This is a genomic window from Azospirillum sp. TSH100 (assembly GCF_004923295.1).
Lineage (GTDB): Bacteria > Pseudomonadota > Alphaproteobacteria > Azospirillales > Azospirillaceae > Azospirillum.
On the sequence record NZ_CP039636.1, the window covers coordinates 504767 to 518914 of the forward strand.

Consider the following 14148-nt stretch of genomic DNA (forward strand, 5'->3'; position numbering starts at 1 on the left):
TCATATTTTCAGGCCGGGCGCCGGGTGGCCGATCTCTTGACCGACGCTATGTGTTGCGCCCGCTCTGTAGTTTTACTACATACCCCCGGACGGGCTTCCGGACAAGGCAAACGGGGCCGGCATTTTGTCGCAGGCAGGGGATGGAGCGGTTGGAAATGCTCGGAAGGGCCACGTCGGCGGCGCGACGGAATCGGTCGTTCGCAGCGCTGTATATGTAGCTTTGCTACATGTGCTAGACTGACCCACAATCAGAAGGGAGCGCCCCCCACATGCTGGCGAGAATCGCCGCCGTCCGCGACCAGATCCGGCCATCGGAACGCAAGCTGGCCGATTATGCGATGGCCCATCCGGGCGACGTCATCAACCTTTCCATGGCCGAACTGGCCGACCGGGTCGGGGTCAGCGAACCGACGGTGGCGCGCTTCTGCGCGGCGCTCGGCTGCCGCGGCTTCCGTGAATTCAAGATCAAGCTGGCGCAGGACATCGCCGGCGGCATGCCCTTCCTGCACCAGGATCTGTCGGTCGGTGGGGATGTGGATGCGGATGGGGGTGTGCCGGGGGCAGTGTTGGCCGGCAAGCTGTTCGACCGCACCATCGCCACGCTGATGCAGGTGCGCAACAACCTGCCGGCCCAGGCGGTGGACCGCGCTGCCGACGTTCTGGCCTCGGCCCGGCGGATCGAGTTCTACGGCTCCGGCAATTCCGGCACGGTGGCGGAGGACATCCAGCGCAAATTCTTCCGGCTTGGCATGCCGACGGTCGCCTACACCGACTCCCACGTCTATTTCGCCTCCGCCCTGACCCTGGCGAAGGGCGATGCCGTCGTCGCGGTGTCCAGCACAGGCCGCACCCGTGACATCCTCGACGCCGTGCAGAACGCCCGCAAGGCCGGCGCCGACGTGGTGGCCCTGACCCGTTCCGGCTCTCCTCTCGCCGACATGGCGACCGTCAGCCTCGTCGCCGACGTGGCCGACGATTTCGACATCCATTCGCCGATGACCGTCCGCATCGCCCATCTGGTCCTGGGCGACATCCTGTCGATCGCCGTGGCGCTACGGATGGGCGACACCCTCCAGGAGCGGCTGAAGCGCCACGACCGCGCGGTGGACGCCCACGTATCGGAACGGGCCGGCAATAGTTAAGACAGGTCAGAGATTCGCGCGGGGCGGAGCCGTTGTGCGGCTCCGTTCAACAAAAAGGCGGAGAAAGGATGAAATTCCTATATACTGCGGCAGGTTCCATCCGTTTGCGGAGGCCTGCCATGCCGCTCGACAGCCAAGTTTTCGCCGCGTGGATGGAACAGCGGCCGGGGACCTGTTCCACGCTGTTTCACCCGCCCGGCGCTTGCCCATGCCGACCGACGCGTGGGTTGGCGCCATGGCGTGACATGGAACAACGGGCGGATTCCTGTTCCACACCGTTCCATCTTCCATGGCGACCCGATGGCTTACTGCTGGCCCGGCAGCTTTGCCCCTTCGCGGGCGTAGACCTGGATCGGCCGGCAATCCTCGTCGAGCGTGACCACCAGCGCGCCCGGCTGGTCCTTCAGATACACCCAGGCGTCCCAGCGGACGATCGCATCGCGGAACATGTCGCGATAGATCCCGTAATTCACGCCGCGGATGTTGCCGGGGGGGAGGCGCAACCCGGTCAGAACCGACGCGGTCTGCGGGTTGCAGTCATTGGCCACGTTGCTGTTGATGACGGCAAGCAGGGCTGGATCGGGCTGTGCCATCGGCGGGGGCGAGAGAGTGGAGGCGCAGGCGGAGACCAGCAGGGTCAGCGTACCGGCCGCGGCGGCGGCCGCGAGGTTCGGCGTTTTCATCGGGGACGGCACCATTCGTTTTCTTCGTCTTTCTGGAAATATGGGTGGCGGATGCGGCGGCGTCGATTGCACGTTCGGCAAGTCTCCTGCGTCACGTTCGCCGACCGGCCGCCGGGGCGGCTGGCGGCTCTTGCCTCCCGTCCGGCTTTGGCGCAAGAGGTGACGCGAGAAAGTCCCTGCACCGTTCACGCTGCGGAGTTCCAAGCCCCATGACGACCGATCAGAGCCTCTCCTTCGTCCCCACCTGCGATCTGTTCGACCGCTTCAAGGATGACGCCCGCTATGTCCTGCCGGGCTTCCGCGACTTCGGCGCCGTCACCCGCTTTGCCGGCGGGGTCGTCACCGTGAAGTGCCTGGAGGACAATTCCCGCGTCAAGGAACTGCTGGCCACCCCCGGTGCCGGCCGCATCCTGGTGGTGGATGGCGCCGGCAGCCTGCGCTGCGCCCTGATGGGCGACATGATCGCCGCGTCGGCCGTCAGGAACGGCTGGGCCGGCGTGGTGATCTGGGGCTGCGTCCGCGACGTGGCCGAACTGGCGACCCTGCCGCTCGGCATCAAGGCGCTGGCGTCGATTCCGCGTGCCTCTACCCGGCGCGACCAGGGGCTGGTCGACGTCGCCGTGGAGTTGCCGGGCGCTGTCATCCGCCCCGGCGACATCCTGTTCGCCGACGAGGACGGCATCGTCCTGCTGACGCCGGAGCAGGCCGCCACCTTGAAGTAAAGCATGGGTGCCGAAGTGGTCATACCAAGCGCCGGTAATACCAGTGCAAAAAGAATGGCTGCTTCATCCTGTCCGCTTCACGTAAGCGGGGCGCCCCCTTGCACTTTCATTTAAGCAGGCATATAAACCCGCCATGAGTTCAAGCGGGCCGTCTCACGGTTCCCATCCACGGGCCGGCCTTTCATTTATGAGGAACCCTGCCGTGCTCGAAGCCTACCGCCAGCACGCGGCCGAACGCGCCGCCCTCGGAATTCCGGCCCTGCCCCTCACCGCGAAGCAGACGTCGGAGCTGATCGACCTGCTGAAGGCCCCGCCGGCGGGCGAGGAGGCCTTCCTTCTCGACCTCATCACCCACCGCGTTCCGGCCGGCGTCGACGATGCCGCCCGTGTCAAGGCCGGCTTCCTGGCCGCCGTCGCCAAGGGCGCCGACAGCTCGCCGCTGATCTCCAAGGTCAAGGCTACCGAACTGCTGGGCACCATGCTCGGCGGCTTCAACGTCCAGCCGCTGATCGACCTGCTGGCGGACGCCGAATGCGGCACCGCCGCCGCGGAAGGTCTGAAGAAGACCCTGCTGGTCTTCGACTTCTTCCACGACGTCAAGGAGCTGGCCGACAAGGGCAACGCCAACGCCAAGGCGGTGCTGCAGTCCTGGGCCGATGCCGAGTGGTTCACCTCGCGTCAGGAAGTCCCGGCCTCGATGACCCTGACCGTCTTCAAGGTGTCGGGCGAGACCAACACCGACGACCTGTCGCCGGCCCCCGACGCCTGGAGCCGTCCGGACATCCCGCTGCACGCGCTCGCCATGCTGAAGAACCCGCGCCCGGGCATCGAGGCCGACGAGCCGGGCCAGCGCGGCCCGACCAGGCAGCTGGAAGCGCTGAAGCAGAAGGGCAACCTGATCGCCTATGTCGGCGACGTGGTCGGCACCGGCTCCTCGCGCAAGTCCGCCACCAATTCGGTGCTGTGGTTCACCGGCGAGGACATCCCCTTCGTCCCGAACAAGCGTTTCGGCGGCGTCTGCCTCGGCACCAAGATCGCCCCGATCTTCTTCAACACCATGGAAGACGCCGGCGCCCTGCCCATCGAACTCGACGTCAACAAGATGGAGATGGGCGACGTCATCGAGCTGCGCCCCTATGAGGGCAAGGCGCTGAAGAACGGCGAGGTCATCGCCGAATTCACCGTCCGCTCCGAGGTGATCTTCGACGAGGTGCGTGCCGGCGGCCGCATCCCGCTGATCATCGGCCGCGGCCTGACCGCTCGCGCCCGCGAGGCGCTCGGCCTGCCGGCGTCGGAGCTGTTCCGCCAGCCGGCCGCTCCGGCCGACACCGGCAAGGGCTACACGCTGGCCCAGAAGATGGTCGGCCGCGCCTGCGGCCTGCCGGAAGGCAAGGGTGTGCGTCCCGGCACCTATTGCGAGCCGAAGATGACCACGGTCGGGTCGCAGGACACCACCGGCCCGATGACCCGCGACGAGCTGAAGGATCTGGCCTGCCTGGGCTTCTCGGCCGATCTGGTGATGCAGTCCTTCTGCCACACCGCCGCCTATCCGAAGCTGGTGGACGTCAAGACCCACCATGAGCTGCCGGACTTCATCTCCACCCGCGGCGGTGTGTCCTTGCGTCCGGGCGACGGCGTCATCCACTCCTGGCTGAACCGCCTGCTGCTGCCGGACACCGTCGGCACCGGCGGCGACAGCCACACCCGCTTCCCGATCGGCATCAGCTTCCCGGCCGGCTCCGGTCTGGTCGCCTTCGCCGCCGCCACCGGCGTCATGCCGCTGGACATGCCGGAATCGGTGCTGGTCCGCTTCAAGGGCGAAATGCAGCCGGGCGTCACCCTGCGTGACCTCGTCAACGCCATCCCGCTCTACGCGATCAAGGCCGGCCTGCTGACGGTCGAGAAGAAGGGCAAGAAGAACATCTTCTCCGGTCGCGTGCTGGAGATCGAAGGTCTGCCCGACCTGAAGGTCGAGCAGGCGTTCGAGCTGACCGACGCCTCGGCCGAGCGCTCGGCGGCGGGCTGCACCGTGCTCCTGAACAAGGAGCCGATCATCGAGTACATGAACTCCAACATCACGCTGATGAAGTGGATGATTGCCAACGGGTACGCCGATGCGCGCACCCTGGAGCGCCGCATCAAGGCGATGGAGGCGTGGATCGCCGATCCGCAGCTGCTGCGTCCGGACGCCGACGCCGAATACGCCGCGGTGATCGAGATCGATCTGGCCGACATCAAGGAGCCGATCCTGGCTTGCCCGAACGATCCGGACGACGTGAAGACGCTGTCCGAAGTCGCCGGCGACAAGATCGATGAGGTGTTCATCGGCTCCTGCATGACCAACATCGGCCACTTCCGTGCCGCCGGTAAGATCCTGAACGGGAATTCGGACATCCCGACCCGCCTGTGGATCGCCCCGCCGACGAAGATGGACGCGATGATGCTGACCGAGGAAGGCTATTACGCCACCCTCGGCAAGGCCGGCGCCCGCATGGAGATGCCGGGCTGCTCGCTGTGCATGGGCAACCAGGCGCAGGTCCGCAAGGGCTCGACCGCCGTCTCGACCTCGACCCGCAACTTCCCGAACCGTCTGGGCATCGACACCCGCGTCTACCTGTCGTCGGCCGAACTGGCCGCCGTCGCGGCGCTGCTGGGCAAGATCCCGACCACCGAGGAGTATCTCGCCCAGGTCGGCGTGGTGAACAAGTCGGCTGGCGACATCTACCGCTACATGAACTTCGACCAGATCCCGGCTTTCCAGGAAGTCGCGGAAAAGGTCGCCGTCCCGGCCTGATCGTCGGACGCAGCGGTCGGTGACGAAAAACCCCGCCGGAGCGATCCGGCGGGGTTTTTCGTCACTCTGGAGCTTCAGGGTGCGCAATAGGCGCTGCGGTCCTCCGCCCGCGACGGCTTTTCCAGATAGATCCCCCGCCGCGGGATGGCGATCCTGTCGAACTCTTCGGCCAGCTTGTGCAGGGCGGCACGCATTTCGGCACCCCGCATCGGCTCCCCATGGCCGGCGATGAGCAGTTCGGGTTCCAGGGCCGCCAGCCGGGCGACCGATTCCCGAGCCTTGTCCCATTCGACGGTGAAATACATTGGCGGCCCGTGCATCTCGGCCCGCTGCACCGCCACTGCATAGACCGATTCCTGGCCCGTGGTGACGAAGGCGTCACCGACGATCATCGAACGGTCCTGCTCCCGCCAGAAGGAGACATGGCCGACGCTGTGTCCCGGCGTGTGTATCCAGCGCCATCCCGGCATCCCCGGCACTGAGCCGTCGTCCGGCAGGGCGCGCAGGCGCGCTCCGACATCCACCGGCTTGCGCGGATAGAAGCGTGCCAGTGCCGCCATCGCCCCGCCGCCGACCGACGGATCGCCGGGCGGGTAGGCGGCCTGACCGTTCAGATAGGGATGCTCCAGCGGGTGGGCGTAGACCGGCGCATCCCATTCCTCCGCCAGATCCTCCAGCACGCCGACATGGTCGAAATGGCCGTGGGTCAGGACGATGGCCGCCGGCCGGGAGACGCGGCCAAACCGCTCCGCCGCGGCTGAGCGGATGAATCCCTTGGTGCCGATCAGCCCGGCATCGACCAGCACCCAGCCGCGGTCGCCGGCACCCGGCGGTCCCCAGAACACCACATTGACGATGCCGAGCCGCCGATAGGCGAGGTCGGCTGCGATCTCGTGCGTGTGGTCGCCGCGCAATGCGTCAAGCGCCAAGTCGATCGCGCTGCTGTCCTCCGACAACGGAATCTGCGGGGCCATGGTCGTTCCTCTCCCACCTGTGTCCTTTCAGACAACAGCAGGGAGTGGCGCTTGTCCTGCCGCCATGTTCCCTGCGGTCAGGCGTAGTCGCTGAAATGACGGCGCATTGCCGCCTCTTCCTGCCGAACTCTGATGAAAAGCGGGATCAGGTAAAGTGGGACGCCGATGACCAGTGTCACCGGCGCATTGAGGGCCAATGCGAAGCCAACCAGTTCCGGGAGGATGTTGAGGAGGTAGTTCGGGTGGCGGACCAGCCGGAACAGACCGCTGCGGACGAGCCGATGGCTCTGGCTGACGATGATCTTGATCGTCCAGAGCGGCCCGAGCGAGCGGATAACGGCCAGCAGCGCCAGCGCGGCCAGCCCATAGAGTCCCATACCCAGCCAGGAAAGCGCGTCGTTCCAAGGCGCCGCGCGTAGGGCGCCTTCGGCAATCGCGGCAATGTAGAAAGCGGTGTGGGCCAGTGCCAGCATTACGCTGTTGCCCGCGCCGTATTCGGTGGCGCCAGCCAGCTTCAGCGCCTTTTCATGCTTCACCGACACATAAAGCGTGGACAGACGGAGGAGCAGCGCGGCAGCCACAAACAGCATGACGTAGGCGGGCATACCCTCTGTCCTTCCATTCCGCTTCCGTGCGTCCGGTCAAGTATGGCCGGACGCTCCAGCATCGCCTTATAGCAGATCGGTCGGTGGCGGCTACTGCTTGGCAGAATCGGCCGCCCAGGCTTGGACAAAGCGTGTGGCGCGGGTGGCCAGTTCCGCCACCGGCAGGCCGGGGCTGTAGAGGGCCGAGCCCAGTCCGAAACCGGCGGCACCCGCCGCTCGGTAAGGCCGCATATTGTCCGGCGTGATGCCGCCGACGGGAAGCAGGCGCACGCTGTACGGCACGACCGCGCGCAGGGCCTTCACGATCGGCGGAGCGATCTGTTCCGCCGGGAACAGCTTCAGAGCGTCGGCGCCGGCGGCAAGCGCCGCGAAAGCTTCCGTCGCCGTGGCGACGCCGGGAACGCAGATCATCGACCGCGACTTGGCAGCGCGGATGATCGCAGTGTCGGCATGCGGCATCACCACCAGATCGGCACCGATGTCGGCCAGTTGATCGACCTGATCAAGGGCCAGGACGGTTCCGGCCCCGACCAAGGCATCCTTTGGCAGCGCGTCGCGGATGGCGGCGATGCTGTCGAAAGGATCGGGCGAATTCAACGGCACTTCGATCAGCCGGAAGCCGGCGTCGTAGAGTGCACGTCCCGCGGGCTCCGCCTCCACCGGGGTCAGGCCACGCAGGATGGCGACCAGCGGCAGGGCGGCGAAGGCGCTGTCGAAGCGGGCGGGAAGCGAAAGTTGCGTCATGGTGTGCTCTTGATGCTGGAGGAGTTGGCCGAAAGCGATGGCAGCAGTCCCGCAGCCGCGGCGAACTGGAACAGTCCCCGCGGCGCGGTATTGCCGAGTTGCGCCGTGGGTGTAATGCCGAAGGCGGCAAGTCCGCGGGTGTAGCGGCGGCAAAGCCCCGGATCACCGATCAGCAACAGCGGCGTGCCGGCCGACATCTCCGCAAGCAGAGCCAATCCCGACCGCAGTTCGTGCCCGATCAGCAGGCCCGACAGGTAATGCGCCAGCGCCTCCGCCGGCAGGCGTTTCGTCAGCCCCAAACTGCGGGTGGCGAACAGCTGGTGGGGCAGGTCGCCCGGTCCGGCGGACTGGGCAGCGCGGAGGCCGATGGCGAAGGCCTCCTCCTCATCCTCCGCCTTGGCGTCCACTCCCGCCGGCATCAGGCGGCCGAGCAGAGAATGGGTCTTCAGGACCGCGAACAGCTCGCCTGTCATGTAGGTCGTAAAGCCAGTGATCCGGCCGTCGGAGATCCGCACCCATTTTGAATGGGTGCCGGGCATGGCGACGCAGGCGTTGCGGCCCCAGCCCGCATTCTCCGCCACCGCCCCGGCGATCTGGATCTCCTCTCCCCGCATCACATCGGGAGTGCCATCGGCAGGATCGTGCAGCACACCCGGTGCGATCAGGACCCGGCGGCCGGTCGCCATGATGACGTGGGTCGATTTGTTGGCCAGAACCATGGCGTCGGCCGGTGTGGCGACATAGGGGGCCTCGACCCAGCCCTGGGCGCTGCCGACCATGCCGCCGGCCACGACCGGCAGGGCGGGGTGGGCATCCAGCCAGTCGCCGCACAGACCGGTCAACGCCGCCTCGAAGCCGGCGGCGCCGGGCTGTGGCAGGTTCTGGATGCCGTGGGAGCTCGACCGTTCGGCGAGGATGCGGGCGTAGCTGTCCATCAGGAAGCCGCGCAGGCTCGACGTTCCCCAATCCAGCGCGATCAGCACCGGAGCGCCGATGGTAAGTCCATTCGAGGAGGTCACGGAGCGGTCCATCCCAGGTCCTTGGAAATTGCCTCGGCCGTCGTGCGGACCAGTGGTCCCAATGCGGCCATTCGGTCTTCGGGCATATAAGGCACGGCACTGGCGACGCTGATCGCCCCCACCACCTGCGTCCGGCCATCGCGCAGCGGTGCGGACACGCAGCGGATGCCGAGTTCGTTCTCTTCCAAATCCATCGCCCAGCCCTGGGCGACGTAGCGGTTCATCTGCGCCTCGAATTCCAGCCAGCCGGCTGGACGTGGCCGGCCGTCCCGCAAGCCGGCTGGGCGGGCCAGCGCATGGAGTGCCGGCCAACGGTCCGGTGGCATCCCCAGCATGAGTGCCTTTCCCAGACCGGTGGAGGCGAGCGGCATCCGTTGTCCGGTGCAGGAGCGCATCTCCAGCCCACGGGTGCCGGCGATCTTGTCGAGGTAAAAGACCTCGCCATGCTCCTCCACCCCAAGATGGATGGTGTCGCCGGTGGTCCGGGCAAGCTGTTCTAGATGCGGGCGGGCGATGGCGACCAGCGGACGCTGTTCCAACGCCGTCATGCCCAGTTGGATCAGCTTCGGGCCCAGCAGATAGCCCTTGTACGGGATGTGGTGGAGATATCCTTCCGCCACCAGACTGGCGAGCATGCGGTTGGTTGTGCTGCGCGGCGTGCCCAGCCGGGCCGCGATTCCCTTGACGTCTCCGATTCCGGCAGCCACGCAGTCGAGCAGCGCCAGGCCGCGCAGCAGGGTCTGCGTTCCTGTTCCCCGCGGCTTTTCGTGCTCGGATTCCGCCACCTCTGTCACCGCCATTGCTTCGCCTGTTGCCCGTTCCGCAGAGCCCACTTGCCGGGATGCTGGCTCAGCAGGAAAAATGTGTCAAATAATTTTGCAATGGCTCAAATAGTGAGCCATTTTTGATGGCGACGAACCGTCGCGGCTGCTGTCGGAGCGCTGCGAAACCTATGATCGCCCTTTTAAAATCCTGTCGTATCGGTCAGAAATGAAAACATGTCGGGGCCGGCGGACATGGTCCCGCACAAAATGGTCATCCTGGGAGAACCAATCATGCGTCTCACCGTCCTTTCCTTCGTCAGCGCGACGGCGCTGCTGGCCGGCTTCGGCACGGCGCAGGCCGATATCGTGATCGGCCTGGGCACGGCGACGACCGGACCGGTCGCGGCGCTGGGCGAGCAGTCGGTGTATGGTGCCAAGCAGGCGGTCGCGGACATCAACGCCAAGGGCGGCGTGCTGGGCCAGAAGCTGGTGCTGAAGGTGGGCGACGATGCCTGCGATCCGCGTCAGGCGGTGGCGGTCGCCAATCAGTTCGTGCGCGAGAAGGTGACGGCCGTGGTTGGCCATCTCTGCTCCGGCGCCAGCATCCCGGCGGCCGACGTCTACCAGGAGGAGGGCGTGGTGATGGTCACCCCGACCGCCACCAACCCGCTGCTGACCGCCAAGGGCCATCCGAACATCTTCCGCGTCTGCGGCCGTGACGACCAGCAGGGCGTGGTTGCCGGCACCTATCTGGCCCAGACTTTCAAGGGCAAGAACATCGCCGTGCTCGACGACAAGCAGGCCTATGGCAAGGGGCTGGCCGACGTCGTGGTGGAGACGCTGGAGAAGGCCGGCGGCAAGGTCGCTTATCGTGGGTCGGTCACCGCCGGCGAGAAGGACTTCTCGGCGCTGATCACCAGCCTGAAGGACAAGGGCGTCGATGCCGTTTACTATGGCGGATACCATCCGGAACTGGGCCTGATCGTCCGTCAGGCACAGGAGCAGGGGATGAAGCCGCAGTTCATCGCCGGTGACGGCCTGAACAATCAGGAATACTGGTCGATCACCGGCCCCGCCGGCGAGGGCACGCTGTACACCGACAGCCCGTCGGCGGCGAGCGATCCCAAGGCGCAGGAGCTGATCGCCTCCTTCAAGAAGGCCGGCCTGCCGGAGCCGGGCAACTTCGCCTTCTACAGCTATGCCGCGGTCCAGGTGATCGCCGAAGGCTTGCAGAAGGCCGGCAGCGCCGACAGCGGGAAGCTGGCCAAGACCCTGCATTCCGGCAGCTATGACACGGTCGTCGGTTCGGTGGAGTTCGACAAGAAGGGCGATATCACCAAGCCGAATTATGTCATGTATATCTGGAGCAATGGCCAGCCCAAGATGTTGGCCCAGAAGTAAAGCATCCGGAAGGCCGGCCCCGTTTTCATGCGTGGGCCGGTTCTCTTGCGTATTTGTTGATGAAATCTTCGACGGACATCGGCCGGTCGAAGTAGTAGCCCTGGAAGATCGTGCAGCCACAATCTTTCAGGAAATCCCGCTCCGCCGTGGTCTCCACCCCTTCCGCCACCGCCTTCAGGCCCAGGCGGCTGGCGATCGACAGCATGGTTTCCACCAGCACGGCATTATGGCTGTTGCTGTCGACATCCTGGACGAAGGAGCGGTCGATCTTGATTTCTCCCACCGGCAGCCGCGTCAGGTAGGACAGCGAAGAGAAGCCGGTGCCGAAATCGTCCAGCGAGAAGGAGACGCCGAAGGCGGCAAGCTCCGACATTTTGGCGACGGTGTCGGCGCAGTCGCCCACCGCGATGCCTTCGGTGATCTCCAGCGTCAGGCGGCGCGGGTCGGTGCGGGTGGCGCGCAGAGCGCTGATGACGCCGGCGCAGAATGTCTGCTGGCGGAACTGGCGCGGACTGATGTTGACCGACAGGTGGCAGTCGCTGCCGGCATCAGCCAGCCGGCGCAGCACATGGCAGGCTTCCATCAGAATCCAGTCGCCCAGCGGCAGGATCAGGCCCGATTCCTCCGCCACCGCGATGAAGGCGCCGGGGGCGACGAAGCCGCGCTGCGGATGCTGCCAGCGGATCAGCGCCTCCGCCGCCACCAGCGTGCCGTCGGCGCGGGTCTGCGGCTGGAGGAACAGGGTGAATTCCCCCGCATCGATCGCCTTGCGCAGGTCCTGCAGCAGCAGCAGACGGGCCTGGGCATCCACCAGCATCGCCGGATCATAGTCGCGGATGGTGTTCCGCCCGCCATCCTTGGCAGCGTACATGGCGGTATCCGCCTGCTTCAGCAGATCCTCCACCGACTCGTCCGGCGTCTTGGGGAAGACCGTCAGGCCGATGCTGGCGAAGATGCTGTGTTCGCAGCAGTCGAGACGGAAGGGCTCGGCGACGACCAGCCGGAGCTTTTCCGCCACACGCCAGGCAATCGCGGCGGCTTCGACCACCGTTTCGCCGAGGTCGGGCAGCAGGATGACGAACTCGTCGCCGCTCAGCCGGCTGACAACATCGCCCTTGCGCAGGGTGGCGGTGAGCCGCGCCGCGAGTTCGCGCAGCAGCGCATCGCCGGCAATGTGGCCGCGGGCGTCGTTCAATCCCTTGAAATCATCAAGATCGAGAAACATCAGCGCGCCGCACCGTCCGCTCTGCCGGGCCGCCCGTAGATGAACGTCGAGATGCTCCAGCAGCAGACGGCGGTTCGGCAGGTTGGTCAGCGGGTCGTAATAGGCGAGACTTTCGATCTGACGCTCCGCCCGCTTTCTCTCGGTGATGTCCATCACCACGGTCAGGTAGCCGCGAACAGCATTGCCGCTGTCGCGAAGAACGCTGGTGACCGTCGAGACCGAGATGCGGGCACCGTTTTTGCGCAAGCCGGTCCATTCCCCGGTCTCCGGCCGGCCGCTGCAGCGGGTGCGGGCGACCAGTGCCGCGAAATCGGCCTCGACCGGACGGTCGAGTTCGATGGCGAGACCGTCGGCATGGGCGCGCAGCTCGTCCCGGTCATACAGGCGCGGCAGGTCGGCGGTGCCGATCATCTCCGCCGCCGGATAGCCGAAGATGCGCTCCGCCTCGCGGTTGAAGACACGGACGACGCCATCGAGCGTGGTGGCGATGATGCCGCAGGCGGCACTTTCCAGAATGCCGGTGTTCAGCGACAGGCTGTCCTTCAGCGCTTCCCGGCTGGCATAGGTCTCGGTGACGTCCTGGAAGACCATGACGACGCCATGCAGCGTGCCGTCGCGGTCGCGGATGGGGGAGGCCATGTCGGCGATGTGGCTGCGGGTTCCGCCGCGCGCCACCAGCACGGTGTGATTGGCGAGACCGACCATTGCGCCGTTTTCCAGCACCTGCTGGACCGGCACCGGCACCCGTTCCCCGGTTTCGGCATTCTCGATGTCGAACACGTCGGCGATCGGCCGCCCGGTGGCCTCGGTTCCCATCCAGCCGGTCAGCCGTTCCGCCACCGGGTTCATCAGGGTGACCCGGCCACCGGTGTCGGTGGCGATCAGCCCGTCGCCGATCGACAGCAGGGTAACGCGCGCCTGCTCCTTCTCCCGCCAGAGGTCGCGCTGGGAGTGGTGCAGGGCGTCATAGGGGTGATGGACTGCGGTGACGAACACCGCGCGGTAGAGATACCAGTAGCCGATGACCTTGTAGACATGCCCGGCAACGTTGGCGAGGTCGTAGACGCTGAGATAGAGCGTGAAGCACAGTTCGCTGATCGCAATGGCGACGGCGGCGATCACCAAGCGGTGGACATCCAGCGTGCGGGCGTCGCGCCGGCGGCGGTAAAAGATCAGGGCAGCCCCGGCATAGAGCAGGACGAGCCCATATTCGGCCGCCACCTTAAGCGGCGTCAGTCCTTGTCCGTCCACATAAGTGCGCGGCAGCAGGTCGGGATGCCACAGCACCATCCAGAAGATCGCCGCGGTCGTCAGCAGAACCGCACCCATCAGCGGGTAGCGCAACATCGGCGCGGACCCCGCCCGCCAGGGCAGCAAAGCCGCCATCAGCAGCGCCAGCGCCGCCATCAGCCGGGCGCCGAGCCAGAAGGCGATGGCCTTTTCCGGGCTGGATGGCGTTACGAAATCCGGCATCCCGGCATAGGACAGCAGATGCCCGAAATCGAGCAGCGCTATCCCGAGGAAGCCGGTGGACAGTGCCAGCAGGGCCGGCGGCGTCTCGTCGGTGTGGGAATGCCAGCCGATGGCGAAGATCAGCGTGGCGACGGAGATCGAGAACATCTCGAAGAAGCTGTGCAGTGGCAGGTAGTGCGCCAGCTCCATCGCACCGGAAAAGCGGGAGGCCTCCAGAAGCAGAAGGAAGGGAACCACAAGGGTCAGCAATGTTGCGATGGCGCCGGGCGGCTTCACGCGGCCTTGCGCCGCTCCTGTCCGCATCGGGACTGTTGCAGTCATTTCGATCCCCCCGGCCACTGGACCGGTCGCCCGGCCCGCGGTCGTTGTACCTCTTTTGCGTATATTAGAGCTTAACGTCATTGGCCGTCCATACACGGCTGACCCTTACCGGCTGCACGTTTGAAACACTGTGGAACCTTTTTTGGATTGTGTTCCACCGTCCATTCGGCGGAAGGAAAGAGCTGACGGGACGGCAGTGAGCGGAGAAAGCCGGGTTTCGGGAATGTGGGGCTGTCCGCGGCGGGGCAAGTCGGTCCGCATCTTATCCCAACCCATGGAGC

The 14148-nt window shown here is 66.1% G+C and carries 11 protein-coding genes; 4 read left to right on the plus strand and 7 right to left on the minus strand.

The annotated features are described in order from the left end of the window. Window positions 1-269 precede the first annotated feature (269 nt). Entirely contained in the window at window positions 270-1142 is an 873-nt protein-coding gene (locus E6C72_RS19875; protein ID WP_109865206.1) for a MurR/RpiR family transcriptional regulator, read from the plus strand. 305 nt (window positions 1143-1447) lie between these two features. On the opposite strand, the gene E6C72_RS19880 is transcribed toward E6C72_RS19875, so the two are convergent. Beyond that, window positions 1448-1825 (minus strand): hypothetical protein, encoded by a 378-nt coding sequence (locus tag E6C72_RS19880; RefSeq protein WP_109865244.1) that lies wholly within the window; start codon window positions 1823-1825, stop codon window positions 1448-1450. A 209-nt stretch (window positions 1826-2034) separates the two neighbouring features. Between E6C72_RS19880 and rraA the strand changes: the two genes are divergently transcribed. Continuing rightward, the gene (gene rraA, locus E6C72_RS19885) at window positions 2035-2547 is read left to right on the plus strand and encodes a ribonuclease E activity regulator RraA (RefSeq protein WP_109865207.1); all 513 of its coding nucleotides are present in this window, start codon (window positions 2035-2037) and stop codon (window positions 2545-2547) included. Window positions 2548-2749: 202 nt separating this feature from the next. After that, the gene (gene acnB, locus E6C72_RS19890; protein WP_109865208.1) at window positions 2750-5341 is read left to right on the plus strand and encodes a bifunctional aconitate hydratase 2/2-methylisocitrate dehydratase; all 2592 of its coding nucleotides are present in this window, start codon (window positions 2750-2752) and stop codon (window positions 5339-5341) included. A gap of 74 nt (window positions 5342-5415) precedes the next feature. On the opposite strand, the gene E6C72_RS19895 is transcribed toward acnB, so the two are convergent. From E6C72_RS19895 to E6C72_RS19915, 5 genes are all read right to left on the minus strand, one after another. Further along, window positions 5416-6315: an MBL fold metallo-hydrolase gene (locus E6C72_RS19895; RefSeq protein WP_109865209.1), complete on the minus strand. Its 900-nt coding sequence runs from the start codon at window positions 6313-6315 to the stop codon at window positions 5416-5418. Between the two features lie 77 nt (window positions 6316-6392). Further along, window positions 6393-6920 carry an isoprenylcysteine carboxyl methyltransferase family protein gene (locus E6C72_RS19900; protein WP_109865210.1) on the minus strand — a complete coding sequence of 176 codons (528 nt, stop codon included), beginning with the start codon at window positions 6918-6920 and terminating at the stop codon, window positions 6393-6395. Window positions 6921-7010: 90 nt separating this feature from the next. Further along, window positions 7011-7664, minus strand: a complete 654-nt coding sequence (locus tag E6C72_RS19905) for a 2-dehydro-3-deoxy-6-phosphogalactonate aldolase (RefSeq protein ID WP_109865211.1) — start codon at window positions 7662-7664, stop codon at window positions 7011-7013. Further along, the gene (locus E6C72_RS19910; RefSeq protein ID WP_247882149.1) at window positions 7661-8683 is read right to left on the minus strand and encodes a 2-dehydro-3-deoxygalactonokinase; all 1023 of its coding nucleotides are present in this window, start codon (window positions 8681-8683) and stop codon (window positions 7661-7663) included. The genes E6C72_RS19905 and E6C72_RS19910 overlap by 4 nt, the downstream gene beginning before the upstream one ends. Continuing rightward, window positions 8680-9483 carry an IclR family transcriptional regulator gene (locus E6C72_RS19915; protein WP_109865213.1) on the minus strand — a complete coding sequence of 268 codons (804 nt, stop codon included), beginning with the start codon at window positions 9481-9483 and terminating at the stop codon, window positions 8680-8682. Before E6C72_RS19915 ends, E6C72_RS19910 begins: the two co-directional genes overlap by 4 nt. A gap of 255 nt (window positions 9484-9738) precedes the next feature. Between E6C72_RS19915 and E6C72_RS19920 the strand changes: the two genes are divergently transcribed. Beyond that, a complete protein-coding gene (locus tag E6C72_RS19920) occupies window positions 9739-10848 on the plus strand; it encodes a branched-chain amino acid ABC transporter substrate-binding protein (RefSeq protein WP_109865245.1) in 1110 nt (369 codons plus the stop codon). Window positions 10849-10873: 25 nt separating this feature from the next. On the opposite strand, the gene E6C72_RS19925 is transcribed toward E6C72_RS19920, so the two are convergent. Beyond that, complete coding sequence (locus E6C72_RS19925) at window positions 10874-13867, minus strand: MASE3 domain-containing protein (RefSeq protein ID WP_109865214.1); 2994 nt, start codon at window positions 13865-13867, stop codon at window positions 10874-10876. Window positions 13868-14148: the final 281 nt, after the last annotated feature.